The organism is Lyngbya aestuarii BL J (assembly GCF_000478195.2).
Lineage (GTDB): Bacteria > Cyanobacteriota > Cyanobacteriia > Cyanobacteriales > Microcoleaceae > Capilliphycus > Capilliphycus aestuarii.
On the sequence record NZ_AUZM01000051.1, the window covers coordinates 23,602 to 46,386 of the forward strand.

Below are 22,785 nucleotides of genomic sequence, written 5' to 3' on the forward strand. Positions count from 1 at the left end.
AAAAGTTTTGTTTATTTTGAATAGGGCAAACTTTCTCAATTAGAAATAAAGTTTGAAAGCAGCTTCAGATATGAACTTTGATAATAAATAGCAGGTTCGGTAATTTCCCAAGAGTTCACTGGATAGACATCGTTTGTATCAATATAAGCTTTCATGGGAGGTTGAATTTTAACTTTTTCGATTGAACCAGTGTAGTCTTTGTTTGCGCCTCCTGTCAGATATCCTGGAGCCGGGCCAAATTTTGAAGTCAGTGCATTATCATAAACTCCTTTTCCAAACCATTCGTGATACATTTCATTCGCTGAATATTCGGCTCCATTCTCGTACATATTGCTGAGATAAACCATACCTAATGGATTAACTCCATGCAAATAATGTAAATGATCCAGCGCCCTGATTTTGTAACGATCTTGATGCTCAGAATCTATCTTTAAAAAAACCACATCGTAGTTCGTGTTGCCATAGTTTGCTTTAATTCGATTACTTCCCCAATGATACTGGGCATCAGGCATATAAGAACGGTAAGGATCAAGATTTTCATTGAAGCCATAGGAATTAGAATTAGAAGCAACTATCTCTTTAAATCGGCTCAAAATTTGCTCTCGAATCCCTTGATTAGCTTGAGAAAGTTGAGCATAAAACAACAGTGCATCACCCTCGTGAGGTCGATACCGAGACCAAGTATCATCTAAAAAGGGTTGCGTTGAACTCAAATGTTCTTGAATATAATCGGTGTATTTCTGTTCTTTATTAAGGGCAAATAAATAAACGGCAGCAACAACCGAGCTTGCTGTTTGTTCTTCCAAACTTCTATCGGCATCTCCCGACTTAATTTCCTGGGAGTCACAATCGGTTTTCTTCGGGTTACTTTCGTACCATTTCCAAGCCTCTATTGATCTGTTATTTAAGTCATTAGCCTCAGCTTTTAAAGCAGGAAACTGCTGCAAAACGAATGCAGCATGAGCAAACATACTGGCGGTTGCAATCGTTGCAGAAGAACATTTCGGCCCGTAATATCGAGGACGCCGATCTAGACTTGGTTTTTCAGCAGCATTATGATCGATATTGCCAATTTTAATAAAAACTCCGCCATCATTATCTTGCATTCTTTTCAACCAATCGAGTTCAAATTTGATCTCATCGATTAAGTCAGGAATGCCATTTTTTGACTCGGGAATATTGAAATCATCAGTCCAAATGGATGGGTTCTGCGTGTATGCAGTTAAAAGCTGATGAATCGGTTGATTGGCAAATGTAACGTACTTATTCATATCACCCGCATCGAACCAACCCCCCCGCATATCTTTTTCTAAATTGGGGTTTTCCTTATCATATAAATACCGAGCCGAACTATCTTGTTGATCTCCTAAAAAAGCTGCTCCATCCTGCCATTTTGGATCGGCATAGGGTGGTTCTTTAGCAAATCCACTGCGCTGATAGAAAAACATCCGAGTTGCAGTCACCAAAACTTTACGATAAACATCATCCCGAATTTCAAAGGGAAAAGAACGCTCATTATTATGAGAATCATAAATATAGTAATCACCCTGATTTTTAACTTCAGAAAAGTCAAACCACCAGGCTTTATCTCCCGATTGAGAATCTATTTTTCCATCAGCCCAAAGTTGAATTTCTCCAGAATATACGGTTCGATCTGTTTTCGCATCTCGAACTTCATAGGTTTGTCCGGGTAAGAAAGAAACTTGCTCGTTAAAACCCAACTGCGGATCAACAATAACTGCAACTTTATGATCTTCAGGTCTATAGCCAAATTGATCGATTCTAATTAAGTTAGCTGATGTGGCTTTGAGTTGAACACCAAAAAGAAGATTTGTTGTTAGAATAAATAAGCTACCAATGACAGTATAGCTGAATAATTTTAGCAGTTTAACCTTAATCATAAGTATTTTCCTCAACCAGTTATTGAAATTCTTATTAAGATATTCCTACAAATATTGATTGCAGAATATACATGATCATGTAGATTTTTCGGTCGTGGGATCATGCGATTAAGCTCGGATATAATTTTGTACAAGAAATTCAGAGACTAACTATTAGAAAACTCAAGTAATCCCTATTACTTTATATCTAACTAGCAGCTCACTAAATAACGATTCACTTTTGTGAAATGGTACTTGCTCTGCTGTAGAGTTACTACTTTTAGGATATAATCTTACCCAAACTAGCATCTAAGCCGATACCTGGACACCCCGACCCTGGTTAACAAAAGTACATTTCAAATGTATCATAAGATCTTGATGGGTGTCACCTTTTTCAGTCTCATTTCCGAAAGTGGGAGCGAGGGAAAGGAGTAAGACTGAATCAGGACTTACGCACTCTCAGCGCAAGAAACCCGGTTTCTAATTAAAGTCACTTATTGTGAGCGAATCGGGAATAAATTATCATCTCAGATAAAAGATCTAAATCTTGGCTACACATTCTCTCCGGTTTTGAGGGTAGCGTTGTTTGGATCAAAAGAGGGTTATGTAAAAATCCTCTAAGTGTTTTATAAAGTTTTAATAAACTCCTATAACTAGAAGTTCCATTAACTTAGATCTCAATAGAAAAGGGCGCAATTCTATGCACCCTTAATTGATTAATTTATTAACAGAAACAGTTTGCTAAGAAGCAGTAACCGCAACCTTTTCTGTAGACCCTTCTGCACTCGCTTCAGGAGTATTTTCCTCCGAAGGCGGTACCACTTGCCAGAACTTTGGCAAATACTCAGACCAATTCGCTAAAATTGTCTGTGCTTTTTGGCTACCTGTGCGTTCCGCGTGTTGCTCGATCAATTCCTTTAACTGCTTTTCGCCGGCCGGAGTACAAACGCGCTGAATCTTGACAATTTCCCCATTTAACCGTTCTGGGAACTGGTTATTTTCATCGAGGAAATAGCCAATACCTCCGGTTTGACCTGCCGCCACGTTACGACCAACAGCACCTAAAACAACGACAACACCACCTGTCATATATTCACAACAGTGATCGCCAGCGCCTTCTATTACCGCCCGTCCCATCGAGTTCCGCACCGCAAACCGTTCGCCCGCTTGACCCAAAGCATACAGGGTTCCTCCGGTTGCCCCGTACAAACAGGTATTACCAATAATCACGTTTTCCGACGGATCATAACTCGCTTCTGGGGAGGGCTTGATAATCAACTCTCCGCCGTGCATTCCTTTCCCGACGTAATCATTCGCTTCCCCAGTCAAGGTTAGCGTCATTCCCGGTAAATTGAACGCCCCAAAACTCTGACCTGCTGAACCTGTGAAGTTGAGGCTAATTTGCCCTGAAAATCCGGTATTACCGTACATCGCGGCAATTTTTCCAGCAATTCGCGCCCCAACTGTTCGGTCTGTATTCACCAGTCGAACCGTTTTATTAACCGTCCCCTGGTTACGAATCGCAGCCGCAATATCCGCATCTTCAAGTAACACATCATCCAAGACAGGCCCGTTACTGTGAACTCCCTCATGGTTCAACCAATCCCGATCACTTCGGGTATCGGGTAAATTGATCAAACAATCGAGATTAATCGCGCTTGTCTTAGTCAGTTGCACCCCTTCGCGCATCTTCAGTAGATCAGAACGCCCCATAATATCGGTTAGCGAACGATAGCCCAAACGCGCCAACAACTGCCGTACTTCCTCCGCAATCAAGTAGAAGAAATTCACCACATGATCCGGCGTACCGGGGAAACGTTTGCGTAAATCTTCCCGTTGAGTCGTCACACCCACCGGACAACTGTTCGTATGACAAATCCGCGCCATAATACAGCCTTCTGCAATCATCGCAATGGTACCAAAGCCGAATTCTTCAGCCCCCATCAACGCCCCCATGACCACATCCCAGCCGGACTTCAAGCCGCCATCCACCCGTAGCCGCACGCGATCGCGAAGTTTATTTTCCATCAACACCCGATGAACTTCAGTCAATCCCAATTCCCAAGGTGTACCGGCGTGTTTAATCGAAGACAAGGGACTGGCCCCAGTACCGCCATCGTGACCAGAAATCTGAATATAATCAGCATTTGCCTTTGCTACCCCGGCGGCAATCGTACCGATGCCAATTTCTGCCACTAACTTCACCGAAACCAACGCTTGGGGGTTAATCTGATGAAGGTCAAAAATCAGTTGGGCTAAATCCTCAATCGAATAAATATCATGGTGAGGAGGCGGTGAAATCAGCGTTACACCTGCCTTAGATCGCCGTAGCATAGCAATGTATGCACTCACCTTTTTACCCGGTAACTGTCCGCCTTCTCCGGGTTTTGCACCTTGGGCAATTTTAATCTCAATCGAGTGGGCATTCATCAAGTATTCAGGCGTCACCCCAAACCGCCCCGAGGCGACTTGTTTAATCGCGGAACTGGCGCTATCTCCATTGCGTAAGCCTTTTAAATAGGGACGGGTGGCCGAATTACCCTGGTCATCAACATCCTCAAAGGCTTTAAACCGGGCTGGATCTTCTCCTCCTTCACCCGAGTTGGATTTTCCACCGAGTCGGTTCATGGCGATCGCTAACGTTTCGTGGGCTTCCGGCGACAACGCCCCCAATGACATCCCACCTGTACAAAAGCGTTTAACAATTTCGACGACAGATTCAACCTCATCAAGAGGAATGGATTCGTGATCGCTTTGAAAATCAAGCAAATCTCGTAAAGCCGAAATCGGGCGACCTTCTAGATATTTCTGATAGGTTTGATAATGGTCATATCCCGGTACATCCGAACCATTTTGATTACCATTAACACTCCTGACAGCCTGATGTAAAACCTTCGCCAATTCAGGGTTATTGCTATGATATTCACCCCGTTTGAAGAAGTTTACAAAACCGTAATTTTCCAGTTTTTTCTGTTCAATTTCTGGGAAAGCTTTGACCTGAAATTGGTAAATTTCTTGACTGAGTTCTTTAACCGTTAACCCCCCAATCCGAGAAGTCGTACCTTTAAAGCCCAATTCCAATAAATCACCACTAATGCCAATCGCTTCAAAAATTTGAGCGCCCTGATAGGAAGACAGCAGCGAAATTCCCATTTTGGAGAGAATCTTTAACAAACCGCCTTCAACTGCTTTGCGATAATTTTTCTGAGCATCGCTTAAACTCAGAGACAATTTCCCTTGTTCAATTGCCTTTTGAGTCTTGGGACTAGACCACCACCCGCGTACACTGGCAAAAGCCAAATAGGGACAAACCGCAGAAGCCCCGTAACCAATTAAACAGGCAAAATGATGGGTACTCCAACATTGAGCAGTCTCAACCACTAAAGAAGCACTACAGCGTAACCCCGTTGTAATCAAATGATGGTGAACTGCACCGACAGCAAGTAGAGGCGGAATATAAGTCAATTCTGCACTCAGATTGCGATCGCGATGCGTCTCCCCAGAAGAATCGCTTAAAATGACAATTTTTTTGCCTTGGCGAACTTCATCTTCAGCCCGATCGCAGAGTTGCTTAATGGCTTGTTCGAGTCCATCTGGCCCGGTAGAAACGGGATATAAAGTTGAAAGTTTAATCGTTTCAAACCCACTTTGACAGAGTGCTTCGAGTTCAGCTTCATTGAGAACCGGAGACTCTATTTTCAGCATCCGGGCATTTTCGGGCTGTGGATCGAGTAAATTTCCCCGTCCGCCGAGTTGCATATTCAACGACATCACGATCCATTCTCGCAACGGATCAATCGGGGGGTTGGTGACTTGAGCAAACCGTTGTTTGAAGTAATCGTAGAGCAAATGAGGTTTATCTGAAAGCACCGCCAAGGGAATATCATCCCCCATACAAAAAGTCGGTTCTTTCCCCAAACTTGCCATATCCGCGATCACCATGTCCAGATCTTCTGAACCATAGCCAAAAGCCGTTTGTAGGCGTAACTGGGTTTGTGTCTCGAGGTTAGAAGTCTCATCCTCGAAGGGTTGAGGTTCTAGGTTAACGCGATAGTTCTCCAGCCACTCGTGATAAGGTTGACGACGGGCAATCCGTTCTTTGATTTCCCAGTTTTTAAGAACTTCGTGACTTTCGAGGTCAACCGCTAACATTTGCCCTGGCCCTAAACGGCCTTTTTCAACGATCTCAGATTCGGGAATATCAACAACACCTGCTTCAGAGGCGACAATCACGAGATTATCTTTGGTAATGCAATAACGCGCCGGACGCAAACCATTACGATCAAGAGTGGCGCCAATTTGTTTACCATCGCTAAACACCAGCAATGCCGGCCCATCCCACGGTTCTTGTAAACCGCTGTAATATTCGTAAAAATCGACAATTTCTGGACGCGATTGCAGATCGGGTTGATTTTTGTAGGCTTCCGGCACCATGATCATCAAGGTTTCTAGGGGAGTTCGTCCCGTTCGCACCAATAACTCCATGACGTTATCGAGGTTAGCCGAGTCGCTATTGGTAGCATCTACAAACGGTTTTAACGTTTCTAGACGTTCTCCCCAAGTGTCGGAGGCTAGCTTACCTTCGGCTGCCCGCATCCAGTTAATATTACCCAGAAGGGTATTAATTTCGCCGTTATGACCCAATAAGCGCATCGGTTGAGCCAGAGGCCATCGGGGCATCGTATTCGTGCTGAACCGTCGATGATAAACCGCAAAGGCACTCTTATAAGCCGGATTTTTTAAGTCGAGATAAAACTCTCCCAACACTGCTGAACGCACCATGCCTTTATAGACAATTGTGCGACAGGAGAAGGAACAAATATAGACATTTTGTCCCCAAACAAACCCTTTGGCTTCTAAAGCATCACCAACCGAACGTCGCGCTAGATAGAGTTGTCGTTCAAGAGCATCTCCGGTTTGATCGGTTTTTGAGGAAACCACCACCTGTTCGATCAAAGGCTGATTTTCTCGGGCTTGTGGCCCTAAAACATCGGGATTAACGGGAACTTTGCGCCATCCCAGATGCGTCAAATTTTCTGCGGCTAATACCTCCTCGATCACTTGCCGAGTTGTAGCGGCTTGTTGTTCATCAGGGGGTAAAAACACCATAGCTACCCCATAAGCTTGATGCAATTGTTCCAGGGATAACTCCTGAAGGCTAGAAAGTTCGGGAGACTGTTGTAACAATTCCCAGGGAATAGCACTCATTAACCCTGCACCGTCTCCAGAGTCATAGTCAGCACTACATCCGCCTCGATGTTCTAAACAGGTGAGTGCAGGTAAAGCTTTTTCGATAATGTCATGGCTGGCTACACCCGATGGATTGGCAATAAAACCGACTCCACAGGCATCTCGTTCTTCAACAAGCCATCGTTGACCCCCGTAGGGAGTCCCTAAACGGGTTGAATTCTGTGTACCCTGACCAACGGTCACAGCAGGCTCCGTCGTTTTACGGCGGAGTAATCTGTGACTTGAAAAACCTTTGATTGCAGAGGTTTCCGGCATTTCCCCCCCGGTCATCGGTTGATTTTGATTCTCGCTTGTGTTGATATGATCCATTTCGCAAATGTCGATTAAACTAACTTTGGAATCGCTTGCTGCGCCAAAAATGGCTACAGATGAAAGTTTTACAGATGGGTTGAGGAACTATTTCAGTCAAACCCGACACCTCAACGCCTTGATAGACTTATTGCTCCGTAACCAGTTGATCCGTTTTTTCCGACGACGATACCTGCGCTAAACTTGCGATCGCAGTCTCGACACCGGAAGATTGATAGAAATTGTAAGTAATTTAGGATAAAGAAAAACTGGCAAAATTTCCAACAGCGCAGTCACTAAAAAGATATCTATTTAAGTGTCAATTGCAGTTGGTATAGACTCAGAGTTGAGCTGGAAATTGCGGGTTTAATTTCTTTCACCTTAGAATATTCCTCTTTGAAAGGCGATATTGCCACGGGAGTAGCTCATCGGTACAGAAAAAAAAGACGTAATCCAAGATTATCTAAACCGATCAACCTTGATGAATTATGTAACCTAGAACACGCGCTCGACAAGCCGCATCAATGCTTTAAGCCATCATGATTGTGTAGTCACTAGGATACCAAAAAGCATAATGTAGAGTGAGCATCGACTCTAACCTCTGAGTTGGTGTCTGTTATGACTTTAGAGGTCTGTGGTGTTTGAAGGTCAGACTTCTCAAAAATTTAACCTTTAAGCCAAACTGAACTTTATTCCTATGTTCCCATCCTTCGGCCGTTTGACTCAGTACATTGCTATCTGTACTGCTCTATCTGTGCTATTTAGCGTTGAGAATTCTTCTTCACGAGCTTCTCAATCGCCGCTCAAAATTATTCGACAGGGTTCCTTGATTGAACTGAACAACCAAGAAGCTGATTTGGCTTGGGTTCAATGGCAAAGCACAGAAGCTGAACCGCTACGAGTTGGAATTCGGGATCTGGGATTAATGAGGCTTTTAGGCTTAGACCTACTGGACACAGATGATAGCACTCAACAACCTGTCGAGTGGTTTTCTTCAACAAACTCCTCCCCTCTGACTTTATTCGCTTTTCATCACTCACCGAATCGATATCTAGATGTTACCGCGATCGCTCAAAAGGGACAATGGGATTTGTCTATTGTCGGAACACGCCTGAAAATTGTCACGCCTCCAGCGACGATTAAAGCCATTCAACAACGCCCTCTTTCCCCTCCCGCTGATTTACCGATTTCTCCAGAACTGCTTCGGGCTTACCGAATATTACAAATTGAATTGGATCAGCGAGTCCTGTGGGAACATCCTCAGATCGCGCCTCAACCTGCAACCATTACTCCAAAACCTCTCCCAGATGACCCTAATTCGCCCTCTATCCCGGCGTTAATCCCCTGGACGATCCGTTTAGCGGCTCAACTTGATCCGGCTGCGATCGCCCCCTTTTCTTCTCTCTGGGATAACCCTCTGGGTGGACTCGAACAGGAGAGCGATCGCCACCAAACCACGCTCAAGTTTAATGTTCCTGTCGGTTGGCGTCCGGTTGTCTCAACTTTAAGTCATCCTAATCGTCTGAACATCGAAATTCGACCTGATTTTTTAGGGGAACGGAATATCCTCTGGATGCCGGGATTACGTTGGCGACAGCAATATATCGAAATCCCTAATTCTCAACCCACTGCTTCATCGCTGCCTAATCAACATTTTCCGGTCTTCTGGCTGGAAATCGATCTCACTCAGCCTCAACTTTCCCTAGACCCTATTCTCAGCCGCAATACTTCCCGTGTGGGATTGGCACCTTTATTGAAAACTGCTGCGCGATCGCAAGCCCTAGCCGCGATTAACGGAGGGTTCTTTAATCGTAATACTCTGTTTCCCCTGGGAGCTATTCGTCGCCAGGGACGTTGGCTATCGAGTCCCATTCTAAATCGAGGTGCGATCGGTTGGACAGATCAAGGTGAGATTGATCTCGACCGCTTGACTCGTTTTGAAACCTTAATCACGGCGACTGGAGATCGTTTTCCGATTCAACATCTCAACAGTGGATATGTCGAAGCCGGAATTTCTCGTTATACCTCCGACTGGGCTTCAACTTATGTTCCAGTTCTTGATCGTGAATGGGCAATGATTACCCGTAATCATCGCATTATTGAGCATCTATTTCGAGAAAGACCTGTCAAGCTTCCGGTACCCATTTCGGGTGATGATTCTCTCTTGGTTGTCCGGAATAATACGGAAAAAGTGACTCAACTCCCAGTCGGAACAGAAGTGAAAATTGAGAGTCAAACTGAACCGCCAATATGGGAAACTTACCCGCAAATTTTAGCCGCAGGGCCGTTATTGTTAAAATCCGGTGAAATTGTATTAGATGCGCCTTCAGAACGCTTTAGTGAGGCGTTTAGCACCCAACAGGCGATTCGTAGTGCAGTCGGTCGAACCCCAGACAACAAACTTCTTTTGGTTGCTGTTCACAATCGCCCTCTGGGATCAGGGCCGAATTTAACTGAACTGGCTCAAATTCTCCAAAAACTTGGGGCTGTTGAGGCTTTAAATCTGGATGGGGGGAGTTCTACCAGTTTATATCTTGGGGGTGAGTTGATTGATCGTCCTCCCCAAACGGCAGCCCCGATTCACAACGGGTTAGGAGTGTTTGGGCCGCCTGAAATCTGAGCCGAAATTGCTTTGAAGTTTTTGTAAACTGAACTGTACTTAAGTAAAGATTGCGTAAAGATTCTCCAAATTCCGTAGAATCAGGGATGACAATTGCCTAGATCAATTTGTTATGTTGGTTCATAGCGTTTAAGAGGCAGCAGGTTTAGAGAACTTATTTTCTAGCCGAATTGCTTCTGGGGATCAACTTGTTAGCTTCAGCCAGTTGATGTTCAGCTAACCCCGAAAAGAAGCAACCCGTTGATGGCAAGCTCAAGCTCGATGTCGGTGTTGAGAATTCTCAATCTCCCCAAAAGTTTAGAGCATAATGCCTGATCGGTGCATTTACTAAAATCCTTCTATCAACAAACTATTCTTCGAGGACAGATTATTATGGTAGCTATTCAAGAAAAGCCTCAAACTGCCACTCAACTTAAGACTTCTTCTCAAGGTGTTGCGTCTACAGAGTTACGTCCTTGGGGATCTTTTACGACTTTAGAAGAAGGCCCGGGTTATAAGATTAAACGGATTGAAGTTAATCCTGGACATCGCCTCAGTCTACAAATGCACCACCATCGTAGTGAACACTGGATTGTCGTTTCTGGAACTGCTAAGGTGACTTGTGGAGATCACGAAGAAGTGCTATTTGCCAATCAATCGACTTATGTTCCTCAGTGTACTTCTCACCGCTTAGAAAATCCTGGCGTGATTCCGTTGATCTTGATCGAAGTTCAAAACGGAGAATATTTGGGAGAGGATGATATCGTTCGTTTTCAAGATGATTATTCTCGCGCTCGAGCTCAAACGAAATAAAAAAAATAGGATAATATCATTTTGGATTACTAGGGATTAGAAATTGGGGATATGGGGTCAGACACCTTTCCTTTTCTGATCTCTAGTAGTAGTCTGGAATTGTGAGCTACTGATTTACTGTTCTAGTCGTTATGATACAAGTCACTCCAGCGGCAACTCGTGAAGTGTTTCGTCTAAAGTCAAAGCAAAAGAGTGCCAATGCTTTATTTCGCGTGCGGGTGCAGCCCGGTGGATGTTGTGGTTTGTATTATCAAATGACGTTTGATCAAGTCTTACAACCCGATGATGTGGTTTACAAGTGTGGTGAGATTCAGGTTGTGATTGATACCCAAAGTTTGAGTCAACTTGAAGGTTTGACTTTGGACTACTCAGAGGATTTGATGGGGGGAGGATTTCGCTTCAATAATCCTCATGCTGCTCAAACCTGTGGTTGTAGTCATTCATTTCAGGCGAGAGTTTGAGAGATCTTAACAATATTTTTTTAAACCACACTTGACAAATTATAGTTTTATTACCTATAGTAACAATTTGGGTATCAAAATAATTAAAGAATTCAGTCTAGTATCCTGTTGCCAAGAGGGTCAAGGGATTCTCTGCTCAATTGAGCAGGAGCGTGAATCTTTAAAGAGCGTCAAGTCCAAAAAAGGTGAAATTCCAAGAGATTGTCCTGTCCACGCCAGACGACTGACATCAAAAAGCCTCCAGTCATTGGAAAAGCCCAGCCTAAGCAGCTTATGTTGTGAAGGGATAAAGTGTCAGTTCATCTAGAGTTATTCAGGAAACTTTCACTCAAATTCACCCGATAGACAGAATTTTGAAGGTATCCCCAATTGATCCGCATCGCCGGAAAATTGGTGTCCTCGTAGAGTTAGAGATCTCAAATCAAGCTCTCAGTGATGAGAGTTGAAGTCGGTAGACTCAGTAGATAACGGGGAATGACTAACTGCGGTTAGTGTTCTACGCAACGGTGAATCAAGCCTAAAGCCGTAACTCGTGAGGTTCAGCTTGCCCATCCTTCTCCAAGAGTAGAGAGGGAAAACTTTCAACGGAAGTTGATTCAGACAAAGACTCTAAAACCAGAAAATGCCGATTTGAGGAAATATGTGATAACTCATGCCCACTATACAGCAACTTATTCGATCTGCACGAGAAAAAGCACTGAAAAAGACAAAATCGCCAGCGCTTAAGAGTTGTCCGCAGCGCCGAGGCGTTTGTACAAGAGTCTATACAACCACACCCAAAAAACCCAATTCAGCACTGCGTAAAGTCGCCCGGGTACGATTAACTTCCGGCTTTGAAGTCACGGCTTACATCCCCGGAATTGGTCATAACTTACAGGAACACTCAGTTGTGATGATTCGTGGAGGTCGGGTTAAAGACTTACCGGGAGTCCGATATCACATTATCCGAGGGACTCTAGATACAGCCGGAGTCAAAGACCGTCGCCAAGGACGATCTAAGTATGGGGCTAAACGTCCTAAGTAAAAGTATGAAGTTAAGTCATCAAATGACCGATCTTGGATGAAATGATTAATAATCAAAAGCAATTAGGGTAAAAATTAGGTATGTCTCGTCGTAGAGTAGTTCAAAAACGTCCTGTTCCCCCAGACTCGGTGTATAATAGCCGCCTAGTGAGTATGATGGTTCGTCGCATTATGAGGCATGGGAAAAAATCTCTAGCCTACCGAGTTATTTATGATGCGATGAAAATTATCGAAGAACGAACCGGGTCTGAACCGTTAGAACTGTTTGAAAAAGCAGTACGAAACGTGACTCCGTTAGTGGAAGTTAAAGCTAGACGGGTAGGGGGTGCAACTTACCAAGTACCGATGGAAGTTCGCTCAGAACGGGGAACCACCCTGGCGTTGCGTTGGTTAATCAATTATTCCAGACAACGAGCGGGTCGGACAATGGCAATGAAACTGGCTAACGAGCTAATGGATGCTGCCAACGAAACCGGAAGTGCTGTTCGTAAACGCGAAGAAACCCACCGTATGGCAGATGCAAACAAAGCCTTTGCCCATTATCGGTACTAAAATGAATGAGGTGGGGATAGCAGTGATTTCCGCAAACAGATAGAATCTTAATGAAGGCTTAAAAAGGAGGTAGCTGTGGCACGTACTATCCCGCTTGAGAGAGTACGTAATATTGGTATTGCAGCCCACATCGATGCGGGCAAGACAACCACAACTGAACGGATTTTATTTTATTCAGGTGTGGTTCATAAAATGGGTGAAGTCCACGATGGTAATGCGGTAACAGACTGGATGGCTCAAGAGCGGGAGCGTGGTATTACGATCACGGCTGCCGCTATCACTACCAGTTGGAGAGATCATCGCATCAACATCATTGACACTCCAGGTCACGTTGATTTCACGATTGAAGTCGAACGTTCAATGCGAGTGTTAGATGGAGTAATTGCCGTCTTTTGCTCTGTCGGTGGTGTTCAGCCCCAATCCGAAACCGTTTGGCGACAAGCAGAACGCTACAAAGTTCCTCGGATTGCATTCGTGAACAAAATGGATCGCACAGGCTCTAACTTTTTCAAGGTTTACGAACAAGTTCGTGATCGCTTGAGAGCCAACGCCGTTCCGATTCAAGTTCCGATTGGTAGTGAAAGTGACTTCCGGGGACTTGTAGACTTGGTGTCAATGAAAACATACATCTACACCAATGACTTAGGTACAGATATCCAGGAAAGTGATGAAATTCCCGATGAGGTCAAAGATCTCGTCGAGGAGTATCGCGAAAAAATGCTGGAATCTTTGGCTGAATGTGATGAAGCCATGATGGAAAAGTACCTAGGTGCCCTAGAAGGTGGCGAACTCCCGACAGAGGAAGAAATTCGCGCTGCAATTCGTAAGGCAACCATTGCCGGAACCATTGTCCCAGTCTTGTGCGGTTCTGCCTTTAAAAACAGAGGCGTACAACGGTTGTTGGATTGTGTAGTCGATTACCTACCTGCTCCGACCGAAGTACCAGCGATTAAAGGGACACTTCCGAGTGGAGAAGAAGAAGAACGTCCGGCCGATGACGAAGCCCCCTTCTCTGCACTCGCTTTCAAGATCATGGCTGATCCCTATGGTCGTTTGACCTTTGTGCGGGTCTACTCTGGAGTTCTTCAGAAAGGAAGCTATGTTTACAACTCAACTAAAGACAAGAAAGAACGTATTTCTCGTCTGATTGTGTTGAAAGCAGATGATCGCATTGAAGTTGATGAACTGCGAGCAGGAGACTTGGGAGCCGCTTTAGGTCTCAAAGATACCCTGACTGGAGATACGCTATGTGATGATAGCTCTCCAATTATTTTGGAATCTTTGTATATTCCAGAACCTGTAATTTCGGTGGCGGTCGAACCCAAAACCAAACAGGATATGGAGAAACTCTCCAAGGCTCTGCAATCTCTGTCAGAGGAAGATCCCACTTTCCGAGTGTCTATCGATCCGGAGACCAACCAAACCGTAATTGCGGGGATGGGAGAACTCCACTTAGAGATTCTAGTAGACCGGATGTTACGGGAGTTTAAGGTCGAAGCGAACGTGGGCGCACCCCAGGTCGCCTATCGGGAAACCATTCGCAAAGCCGTTAAAACTGAAGGTAAGTTTATCCGTCAGAGTGGAGGTAAAGGTCAATACGGCCATGTCGTAATTGAACTCGAACCGGGCGAACAGGGAAGCGGCTTTGAATTTATCTCCAAAATTGTCGGGGGTTCTGTTCCGAAAGAATATGTTAACCCGGCAGCAGAAGGGATGAAAGAAGCCTGTGAATCGGGTGTAATTGCCGGATATCCATTGATTGATGTCAAAGCGACTTTAGTCGATGGTTCCTATCACGATGTAGACTCCTCTGAAATGGCTTTTAAGATTGCGGGTTCGATGGCAATCAAACAAGGAGTTCAGAAAGCCTCACCTGTGCTGCTTGAGCCAATGATGAAGGTCGAAGTAGAAGTCCCAGATGATTTTATCGGTACTGTCATCGGCGATCTCAACTCCCGTCGGGGCCAGATCGAGGCTCAGGAAACGGATCAGTCACAAGGTCTGGCGAAGGTAACGGCAAAAGTTCCTTTAGCGGAAATGTTTGGTTATGCGACTGATATTCGGTCAAATACCCAAGGACGAGGAATATTCTCAATGGAATTTAGCCATTATGAGGAAGTTCCTCGCAGTGTGGCTGAAACTATTATTGCCAAGAGTAAAGGGGAATAATAGTTGAAAGGGGGCAAGAAGTGCAGGTGAGAAGATCAAATACAGATTAACTCCTTGTCGCCTTCTGCTCCCTCAGACTCAATCTAGAGTGATCAGGTTTTAGCCTCAATTATTCAACATCTAACATCTCGAATCAAAGATCAAGTAGGATATGGCACGCGCAAAATTTGAACGGAACAAACCCCACGTTAACATTGGTACAATTGGTCACGTTGACCATGGTAAAACCACTCTGACTGCTGCTATCACCATGACACTGGCAGCCGCAGGCGGAGCTAAAGCCCGTAAATATGAAGATATTGATGCGGCTCCTGAAGAAAAAGCTCGGGGAATTACCATCAATACCGCTCACGTTGAGTACGAAACAGAAAATCGTCACTATGCTCACGTAGATTGCCCCGGACACGCAGACTACGTGAAAAACATGATCACGGGAGCAGCTCAAATGGATGGAGCGATCTTGGTGGTTTCGGCAGCCGATGGCCCCATGCCTCAAACTCGGGAACATATTCTACTCGCTCGGCAGGTGGGTGTTCCGAGTCTTGTGGTTTTCCTCAATAAGCAAGACCAAGTTGATGACGAAGAGTTACTCGAACTGGTTGAATTGGAAGTGCGGGAATTGCTGAGTTCCTATGATTTTCCGGGCGATGATATCCCCATTGTTTCTGGTTCGGCTCTCAAAGCTGTAGAAGCCTTAACTTCCAACCCTGCTATTAAGAAGGGAGATGATGAGTGGGTTGATAAAGTCCTCAAACTCATGGATAACGTCGATGAATACATCCCCACCCCCGAACGTGCGGTTGATAAGCCTTTCTTGATGGCGGTAGAAGATGTCTTCTCCATCACCGGTCGGGGTACTGTGGCAACGGGCCGGATTGAACGGGGTAAAGTCAAGGTGGGTGAAACCGTTGAGCTGGTCGGTATCAGAGATACTCGTAGCACAACTGTAACGGGTGTAGAAATGTTCCAGAAAATCCTAGACGAAGGAATGGCTGGAGACAACGTTGGATTGTTGCTGCGGGGTCTGCAAAAAGCCGATATCGCTCGGGGTATGGTACTAGCCAAACCGGGTAGTATTACCCCTCACACTCAATTTGAGTCTGAGGTGTATGTTCTCAAAAAAGAAGAAGGTGGTCGTCATACACCCTTCTTTTCTGGCTATCGTCCTCAGTTCTATGTACGAACCACGGATGTAACGGGTACAATCGACAGCTACACTGCTGATGATGGTTCCAATGTAGAAATGGTTATGCCGGGAGACCGGATTAAAATGAACGTGACTCTAATTACTCCAATTGCAATTGAGCAGGGAATGCGCTTTGCAATTCGTGAAGGAGGACGGACTATCGGTGCGGGAGTTGTGTCGAAAATTGTGAAGTAGGCACGGCCTATAAACACTGATCAAAGAAAACAGCTCGTCTTTAACCAATTGCGTTAATTCGTACAGTGGTAACTCAGGCGGGCTGTTTACTCCCGTGAAGTTCTACCTGATATTGTGAAAATATTAAAATGGAATGATTTTCTTCAATTTGGAAGTTGATCGGTTGTTAACTTAAACCGTTTTAAACCGATGAATTAGACCAGAAGAAAACGATTCTGATCACTATTTCTGACTTCAAAAGCAGACAATAAAACTGTCATGCTTGTTAACAAGTCAGAGCTTTGTGTGGTCAGAATACTCAAATGTTCTAGGGATGAGTATTTTACCCGTTTTGGGTAACATCTTGAAAACAGAAGTCGCTAAAAACTTAAACCGAACCTGGAAAACTCAAAACCCAATGGCTACTATTCAACAGCAAAAAATTCGTATCCGTCTCAAAGCATTTGATCGTCGTCTGCTGGATACATCTTGTGAAAAAATTGTCGATACAGCTAACCGTACAGGGGCAACCGCAATCGGCCCTATTCCTTTACCCACAAAACGACGCATTTATTGTGTTCTTCGTTCTCCTCACGTTGATAAAGATTCGCGAGAACATTTTGAAACTCGTACTCATCGCCGCATCATTGATATCTATCAGCCTTCCTCTAAAACCATTGATGCGTTGATGAAATTGGATTTACCTGCGGGTGTGGATATTGAAGTCAAGCTTTAGGCTGAATCCATCAATTTTGTAGTATGCTGCTCGAAAATATAGCCATCACGGAGGAACAGGGCAAAGAAATCCGTTAAAGTAAAATAAAAGAAGCGCACACCATAAACGGACAATGGCATCATCTTCCTCAATAGCAGTTCGAGAACTTCCCCTGTTTCCACTTCCAGAAGTGGTTCTATTTCCCGCCATACCTCTGCCGTTGCATATTTTTGAGTTTCGTTATCGGATTATGATCAACACCATCCTCGAAAGCGATAGTCGCTTTGGGGTTGTGATGTTTGATCCAACTCAAGGTAAAGTCGCTTCTGTCGGGTGTTGTGCTGAAATCATTCAGCATCAGCGTTTACCCGATGATCGCATCAAAATGATCACCCTGGGACAGCAACGATTTCGTGTCTTAGAAGCTGTTCGAGAAAAACCCTATCTAGTTGGGTTGGTTGAATGGATAGAAGATGTCCCCCCCCAACACGATCTTAAACCTTTAGCAACGGAAGTTGAAGGCTTGCTGCGAGACGTCGTTCGCCTCTCTAGTAAGCTGATGGATCAAAGCATCAAGCTCCCAGAAGATATTCCCAGTTTACCAACAGAACTGTCTTACTGGGTGGCGAGTAACCTCTATGGTGTACCCGCAGAGCAACAAGCTCTTTTAGAAATGCAAGATACCGCAGTTCGTTTAGAACGGGAAGCAGAAATCTTGAGTTCAACTCGTAGTCACTTAGCGGCTAAAACCGTTCTCAAAGATACCTTTGAAAATCCTGTCGATCCCAACTAAGTGAACTCCTGAAAACTTGTTAATTTTGTGAGACTTCACAATTGCCGAGCTTGTACCAACTTTGGACTGCTAACCAACTACCGGATAGCAGTCCTGCTAAACTTAGAGTTAAACCGCTGTAGGGAATCAATAAACCAAATATGGGTAAAGCCACTCCCGCAATTGTGCAGATTATAGCCGCCAGAGACGCTTGACGATGTTTTCCGAGTCCCCAGACCAAAACGATTAAAATCGGACAAATCAGCGCAAAAGCCAGTTTAGCATCGATTAAACGACTGCTGTAGGTCAGAGTCAGTAAACAAGCAAAGAAAATACTCGCTGCGATCGCAATATCTCTCAAACTCAAGGGTAATGACAAATTCAACAACAGAATCCACCACAAAAAGATTGCCGGAGCTAACAACAGCAAACGCGGTAAAATTCCTGTATTCGTCACCGGATCAGTAGCGGTAAAAACACCTAACGGATTACGCACCGAAACATTTCCCTCAAAAATCCAAGTTAACTCTCGCTGTCGTTCTCCTTCCTGCGTCACTGTCGGGAGAGCGCCCGAAAAATCAGCATTGGGAAAATTGGCGTTTACGGTTAACCGAAAATTAGACAGAAGTTGTCCCATTGGTTCATACACCCAACGAGGCGCACCTTGGGCTTGATACGTTACCCGAAACCGAGTTGTTTCTCCAGGCGCTAAACGAAACGGAAACCCATAGTCCCCTGGATTAACCGATACCAATGGTTTTTCCTCTTTTTCGACTTGAAAATTTTGGAGGATCTTATATCCGAAAGGGGGACGAACTTCAAAGAAAAACTGCTGAATATCACTGAGTCGGTTGATGACCTGATATTCGGCTTCAAAGTCCACACTATACAACCATTGACGAGTCGCCGGATCAGTTGCTTGATCGATTCTGAGTTGAATTTGTGAACCGGCGATCGCCAAAAACCGATCCACTTTCCGGGTTGCTTCTTCCTCAATTTGTTGATTATCAACCCAGCGATAGCGAGTATAAGTTTCTTCAAGTTGATAACGCACTTGAGGTGCTGCTTGTTCAAGCCGTTCACCTGAAACCGTCGTCACCACTTGAGCCACTTTTTGTTGTTCCCAGTGATGATATCGATTTGCGAGGGTCGAACACAGAAAAAATCCCCCCACCAAAATCACTAAAATCAAACCCAGATGAGGTAACTTTTGAATCACCAAAACATAGCGTTCTAACTCTCCTTGAAGAATAGCGGCGACAGAGGGTTCAGCTTGACGAGAATTCGACCAAGTAATCATCGCCATCACCAAGCCAAACGCTAAAACTAATAGCGCCAATTTCCAAGAAAATTGAACGATGTTCGATCCAAAATTAATTAACTCATTCGGATGGGTTAAATCGGGTAAATTCGGAATGCCTTGAAACGAAGAATACATCTCTAAAATCCGACGAGAAAAATATGTACAACTCTACTTATATTCATCCGCTCAGTCTCTACTCCGGTCTAGATAAAAAGAACTACAAGCTCATACCCAGACCTTCCTGATTTTCGACTCTCATCAAAATCAATCCCACTTCACTTTAATTAACGATTCACTATCGAATAGCTGCCAAAAATTTTGAGCGTTTTTGTATAAGTTGCTAATTCAGCTAAAGCCAATTTTACGGATTGATCACAAGTATTAGCTTCCAGATCAATAAAAAATAAATAATCTCCGAGTAATCGCTTTGTGGGACGAGACTCAATCCGACTCATATTAATCCCTTGTTCTGCAAAGACCTGTAACGGTTTAACTAAAATACCTGGCTTATTTTCCAGCACACTAAAGGCTAAAGACGTATGATTCCCTCCGGGTGACGGTTGTAAACTCACCACCCAAAAGCGAGTACAATTATCCGGATAATCATTAATCGGATGAGCTAAAATCGGTAACTGATATAAACTTGCGGCTCGTTCTGATGCAATGGCTCCAGCGGTTGTCTCCTGATCTAAATGTTGTAGGGCTTCTGTGGTGGAATTTGTGGCAATTTGTCGGACTTGGGGAAGGTTTTGATTTAACCACTCCTGACATTGAGCGAGGGCTTGAGGATGGGAATAAACGACTTCAATCTCTTGTGGATTTTTTGCCAGAGAAATCAAAGCATGAGAGATGGGTAACACTAAAGCTTGCTGAATTTGGAGTGTATCGATTTGCCAGAGTGTATCTAAAGTCATGCTGACACTACCTTCAATGGAGTTTTCTACAGGTACCACTCCTAAATCGACTTCTCCCCTTGCCACCGCCCACAGGGTTTGAGCAATGCTGGGATAGGGATAAAGTGAAGATTTTAAGCCTTTAGTCTCAACTAAATATCTAACGTAGGCTGTAGCTGCGGCTTCTGCATAGGTTCCCGCAGGGCCTAAATGGGCGATAGAAAATTGCATTTTGATCAATTTGATAACAAAAAATAGTTAGGAAACGAATTCACTTGAGTTTTCGATTGTCAGCTTAATCTGTAATTGGAAAAACAGACATTAGCTCACGAAAAAGTCTTCACTCCATTTTTCTCCTTTCCTTGTCGAACGACAATTTGAATTGATCAAGTCTGACGATCAGAGATTCCTCCAAAAGGTAGAAATTATTTCTATTTTCTCCAGATGTTGGTCATCAGTTGAGAGAAGACGTTATAATTCTTTACTTTTGACTGATTATTTCTACCCATATGATGAGACAATTAACTGACCGTATTGAGGATTTATATGCTTTGATTGTTGAATGGTCTTTTTCTTTTGATCCGGATCACGTCACAAATTGTTAAAATTAATTAAAATAAGCTTACAAAGTTTTCAATTTTAAGGGTTCTATGGTAGCTAAATTTAACGCAACTCAGTCTGTTGAAATGGCAGTAACGCAACAGCAGATTCCTATTCAACATTATTTGCGTCAACCCAGACGTTTAATGAATGCTTTAGCCGATCCGAGTCGGTTAGAACAACTCAGCAAAGATACTTTTCGGCTCAAAATGCGCCCTTTGTCGTTTCTGATGCTGACGATTCAGCCGACAGTAGACCTAAAAGTTTGGGCTTTAGCAGACGGAACAATTGGCTTAAAATCAGTAGGCTGTGAGATTCGCGGAGTTGAATATATTAATCAACGCTTTTCTCTAAAATTAGTCGGACGTTTATCCCCAAGCCAGAAAGAAGGTACAACTCACCTGACAGGTCAAGCCAACTTAGAAGTTCAGGTGGAATTACCCCCAGCCTTAAAATTCACACCGCTATCGATTTTAGAAAAAACCGGGAATGGCTTACTCAAAAGTGTTCTGATGACGATTAAACAAAGATTGATGCACAACCTGCTGTGTGATTATCGTCAATGGGCTTCTGAACAAAATGAAACTTCAGTCAATCAGCCTGAGTCTGTTCTCTCGGGTGAAGGTCAAACCATCTGATTAGGATTAGGATCAAGTTAAATCGAGAGGAAGTGAGAGTTGACAGGGAGTAAATGAAAGTCGATGTTGACGACTCGGGCCATAACGTTGTAAGGCTTGTCGGTGTTTTTTTGTTCCATATCCCTTGTTATTACTGAGATCATACTCCCGATATTTGTCCGCTAAACGCACAATTAATTCATCTCGCCACACCTTCGCGACAATACTCGCAGCGGCGATTACGGTTGAAGTCTGATCCCCTTTAATCACCGTTTGTTGGGGAATCAATAAATCCCGAATCGGTTGATTCCCATCAATCAAACATAAGTCGGGAGGCGGTTTTAACTTCAAGATTGACCGCTTCATCGCTAATAAGCTCGCCTGGAGAATATTAAGCCGATCAATTTCTTGTACGGAGGCTACCGCCACTTGACAAGACAACGCCATCGCCCGAATCTCTTGCGCCAATCGCTTCCTCATTAGAGGCCGTAACTGTTTGCTATCTCGCACACCTGCCGCAGTTAAGGCTGTAATGGCTTCATCTGATAAAATTACAGCCCCCGCTACAACTGGGCCAAATAAAGCTCCCCGCCCAACTTCATCAATACCAGCAATCAATTGAGGCATAGAATCCTGTGATTTATGAGAACTTCAGTTGCCCAGTTTCCGAACCAAGACACCCTACTCGGTGGTTGCAGAAGAACGGCGACGGCGACGACGTTTTGGGGAAGACTCTTCTTCTTCTTCAGAATCATCCTCTAAATCCATCCCTTCGTCTGCATCCTCTGAAATCGCTAAAGAGGGAGTAGGGGAAAATTCTTCTTCAACAGGAGACTCTTCGATAGACTCCTCGATAGACTCTTGGCTTACCTCTGTCGGAGAATCTAACTTCAGGGTTAACTCCACTGGGGCAGGTGCAGGTATAGGTGGACTCGGTGGACTGACCTCAATTAATTCTTCTTCATTTTCCTCTAACAGATCTTTGGGTGAGGGGGGGTCTTCTCCGGGTAAACAGACCGTCACGATCACATTTCTAGAATTTTTTGGAGTTTTACTCGAAAGCATCAGCGGGGAAATACCCATCATCGCGTACATTTGCTGTTCATCGGTAGTCATTTCAACAGAAACCACTTCTGGCGGTTCGGTTGTGGGTTTGAGAGTATCTGATTTAGCTGTGCGACTGCGTTCGGCTAATCCACTTCTAGAAGATAATCCCTCTGATAATTGAATTTCAGAGCGATTTTCGGTGTATCCACTGGTTGGGGTTAAGCGCAAATTATTACGACTGGGTTCATCTTCGCGAACCAAAGAATCCAAATCTCCAATTCGCCGCCGCCGCCGCCGCCGAGCATTACTTCCGGTATGATCTTGATAACTCGGATGGTTAATTAACTCTAATTCTTGTAAATTGCTGACTGCATCTAGTTCGACTGTTTCCGGTTCTGAGCGAGTTTGGGGTGCATCCAAGATCACGGTTTTTGCAAGTTGCT

The 22,785-nt window shown here is 44.3% G+C and carries 15 protein-coding genes and 1 pseudogene; 10 read left to right on the top strand and 6 right to left on the bottom strand.

The genetic code is table 11. From position 1 onward, the window contains the following. Positions 1 to 35: 35 nt before the first annotated feature. Positions 36 to 1,901: a glycoside hydrolase family 9 protein gene (locus M595_RS19260; protein WP_023068093.1), complete on the bottom strand. Its 1,866-nt coding sequence runs from the start codon at positions 1,899 to 1,901 to the stop codon at positions 36 to 38. 720 nt (positions 1,902 to 2,621) lie between these two features. Then, positions 2,622 to 7,439: a glutamate synthase large subunit gene (gene gltB / locus M595_RS19265; RefSeq protein ID WP_023068096.1), complete on the bottom strand. Its 4,818-nt coding sequence runs from the start codon at positions 7,437 to 7,439 to the stop codon at positions 2,622 to 2,624. Positions 7,440 to 8,115: 676 nt separating this feature from the next. Between gltB and M595_RS19270 the strand changes: the two genes are divergently transcribed. The 9 genes from M595_RS19270 (at position 8,116) to M595_RS19310 (ending at position 17,903) form a co-directional block, all read left to right on the top strand. Then, the gene (locus tag M595_RS19270; RefSeq protein ID WP_023068058.1) at positions 8,116 to 10,038 is read left to right on the top strand and encodes a phosphodiester glycosidase family protein; all 1,923 of its coding nucleotides are present in this window, start codon (positions 8,116 to 8,118) and stop codon (positions 10,036 to 10,038) included. A 372-nt stretch (positions 10,039 to 10,410) separates the two neighbouring features. Then, positions 10,411 to 10,830, top strand: coding sequence for a phosphomannose isomerase type II C-terminal cupin domain (locus M595_RS19275; RefSeq protein ID WP_023068070.1), 420 nt, complete (start codon positions 10,411 to 10,413; stop codon positions 10,828 to 10,830). Between the two features lie 131 nt (positions 10,831 to 10,961). Beyond that, positions 10,962 to 11,291 (top strand): HesB/IscA family protein, encoded by a 330-nt coding sequence (locus M595_RS19280; RefSeq protein WP_023068080.1) that lies wholly within the window; start codon positions 10,962 to 10,964, stop codon positions 11,289 to 11,291. A gap of 652 nt (positions 11,292 to 11,943) precedes the next feature. Beyond that, positions 11,944 to 12,315, top strand: coding sequence for a 30S ribosomal protein S12 (gene rpsL / locus M595_RS19285; protein WP_009783216.1), 372 nt, complete (start codon positions 11,944 to 11,946; stop codon positions 12,313 to 12,315). A gap of 80 nt (positions 12,316 to 12,395) precedes the next feature. Next, positions 12,396 to 12,866 carry a 30S ribosomal protein S7 gene (rpsG, locus tag M595_RS19290; RefSeq protein ID WP_009783217.1) on the top strand — a complete coding sequence of 157 codons (471 nt, stop codon included), beginning with the start codon at positions 12,396 to 12,398 and terminating at the stop codon, positions 12,864 to 12,866. A 75-nt stretch (positions 12,867 to 12,941) separates the two neighbouring features. Then, complete coding sequence (fusA, locus tag M595_RS19295) at positions 12,942 to 15,035, top strand: elongation factor G (protein ID WP_023068065.1); 2,094 nt, start codon at positions 12,942 to 12,944, stop codon at positions 15,033 to 15,035. A 151-nt stretch (positions 15,036 to 15,186) separates the two neighbouring features. Next, positions 15,187 to 16,416, top strand: a complete 1,230-nt coding sequence (tuf, locus tag M595_RS19300; protein WP_023068082.1) for an elongation factor Tu — start codon at positions 15,187 to 15,189, stop codon at positions 16,414 to 16,416. 397 nt (positions 16,417 to 16,813) lie between these two features. Further along, positions 16,814 to 17,131, top strand: coding sequence for a 30S ribosomal protein S10 (rpsJ, locus tag M595_RS19305; protein ID WP_023068084.1), 318 nt, complete (start codon positions 16,814 to 16,816; stop codon positions 17,129 to 17,131). A gap of 112 nt (positions 17,132 to 17,243) precedes the next feature. Beyond that, complete coding sequence (locus M595_RS19310; RefSeq protein WP_023068085.1) at positions 17,244 to 17,903, top strand: LON peptidase substrate-binding domain-containing protein; 660 nt, start codon at positions 17,244 to 17,246, stop codon at positions 17,901 to 17,903. Between the two features lie 19 nt (positions 17,904 to 17,922). Here M595_RS19310 and M595_RS19315 read toward each other — a convergent pair whose 3' ends face one another. Together M595_RS19315 and pheA are read right to left on the bottom strand one after the other, a co-directional pair. Beyond that, on the bottom strand, positions 17,923 to 19,320 hold the full coding sequence (locus M595_RS19315) for a hypothetical protein (protein WP_023068064.1): 1,398 nt from the start codon (positions 19,318 to 19,320) through the stop codon (positions 17,923 to 17,925). 149 nt (positions 19,321 to 19,469) lie between these two features. Next, positions 19,470 to 20,309 (bottom strand): prephenate dehydratase, encoded by an 840-nt coding sequence (pheA, locus tag M595_RS19320; protein ID WP_023068095.1) that lies wholly within the window; start codon positions 20,307 to 20,309, stop codon positions 19,470 to 19,472. Between the two features lie 419 nt (positions 20,310 to 20,728). On the opposite strand from pheA, the gene M595_RS19325 reads away from it, so the two are divergent. Beyond that, positions 20,729 to 21,316 (top strand): DUF1997 domain-containing protein, encoded by a 588-nt coding sequence (locus M595_RS19325; RefSeq protein WP_023068083.1) that lies wholly within the window; start codon positions 20,729 to 20,731, stop codon positions 21,314 to 21,316. Positions 21,317 to 21,328: 12 nt separating this feature from the next. Here the strand turns inward: M595_RS19325 and M595_RS19330 are convergent, their stop codons facing one another. Together M595_RS19330 and M595_RS19335 are read right to left on the bottom strand one after the other, a co-directional pair. Then, on the bottom strand, positions 21,329 to 21,922 hold the full coding sequence (locus M595_RS19330; protein ID WP_040484370.1) for a ribonuclease HII: 594 nt from the start codon (positions 21,920 to 21,922) through the stop codon (positions 21,329 to 21,331). 54 nt (positions 21,923 to 21,976) lie between these two features. Beyond that, positions 21,977 to 22,785 (bottom strand): annotated as a pseudogene (locus M595_RS19335) (Rne/Rng family ribonuclease); the annotation flags it as partial.

Bases quoted from the DNA above. Each gene is read 5' to 3' on its own strand.
- M595_RS19280 (WP_023068080.1), top strand. From the start codon at position 10,962: ATGATACAAGTCACTCCAGCGGCAACTCGTGAAGTGTTTCGTCTAAAG.
- M595_RS19260 (WP_023068093.1), bottom strand. From the start codon at position 1,901: ATGATTAAGGTTAAACTGCTAAAATTATTCAGCTATACTGTCATTGGT.
- tuf (WP_023068082.1), top strand. From the start codon at position 15,187: ATGGCACGCGCAAAATTTGAACGGAACAAACCCCACGTTAACATTGGT.
- M595_RS19275 (WP_023068070.1), top strand. From the start codon at position 10,411: ATGGTAGCTATTCAAGAAAAGCCTCAAACTGCCACTCAACTTAAGACT.
- rpsL (WP_009783216.1), top strand. From the start codon at position 11,944: ATGCCCACTATACAGCAACTTATTCGATCTGCACGAGAAAAAGCACTG.
- M595_RS19310 (WP_023068085.1), top strand. From the start codon at position 17,244: ATGGCATCATCTTCCTCAATAGCAGTTCGAGAACTTCCCCTGTTTCCA.
- M595_RS19325 (WP_023068083.1), top strand. From the start codon at position 20,729: ATGGTAGCTAAATTTAACGCAACTCAGTCTGTTGAAATGGCAGTAACG.
- rpsG (WP_009783217.1), top strand. From the start codon at position 12,396: ATGTCTCGTCGTAGAGTAGTTCAAAAACGTCCTGTTCCCCCAGACTCG.
- gltB (WP_023068096.1), bottom strand. From the start codon at position 7,439: ATGGATCATATCAACACAAGCGAGAATCAAAATCAACCGATGACCGGG.
- M595_RS19315 (WP_023068064.1), bottom strand. From the start codon at position 19,320: ATGTATTCTTCGTTTCAAGGCATTCCGAATTTACCCGATTTAACCCAT.
- rpsJ (WP_023068084.1), top strand. From the start codon at position 16,814: ATGGCTACTATTCAACAGCAAAAAATTCGTATCCGTCTCAAAGCATTT.
- pheA (WP_023068095.1), bottom strand. From the start codon at position 20,309: ATGCAATTTTCTATCGCCCATTTAGGCCCTGCGGGAACCTATGCAGAA.
- M595_RS19330 (WP_040484370.1), bottom strand. From the start codon at position 21,922: ATGCCTCAATTGATTGCTGGTATTGATGAAGTTGGGCGGGGAGCTTTA.
- M595_RS19270 (WP_023068058.1), top strand. From the start codon at position 8,116: ATGTTCCCATCCTTCGGCCGTTTGACTCAGTACATTGCTATCTGTACT.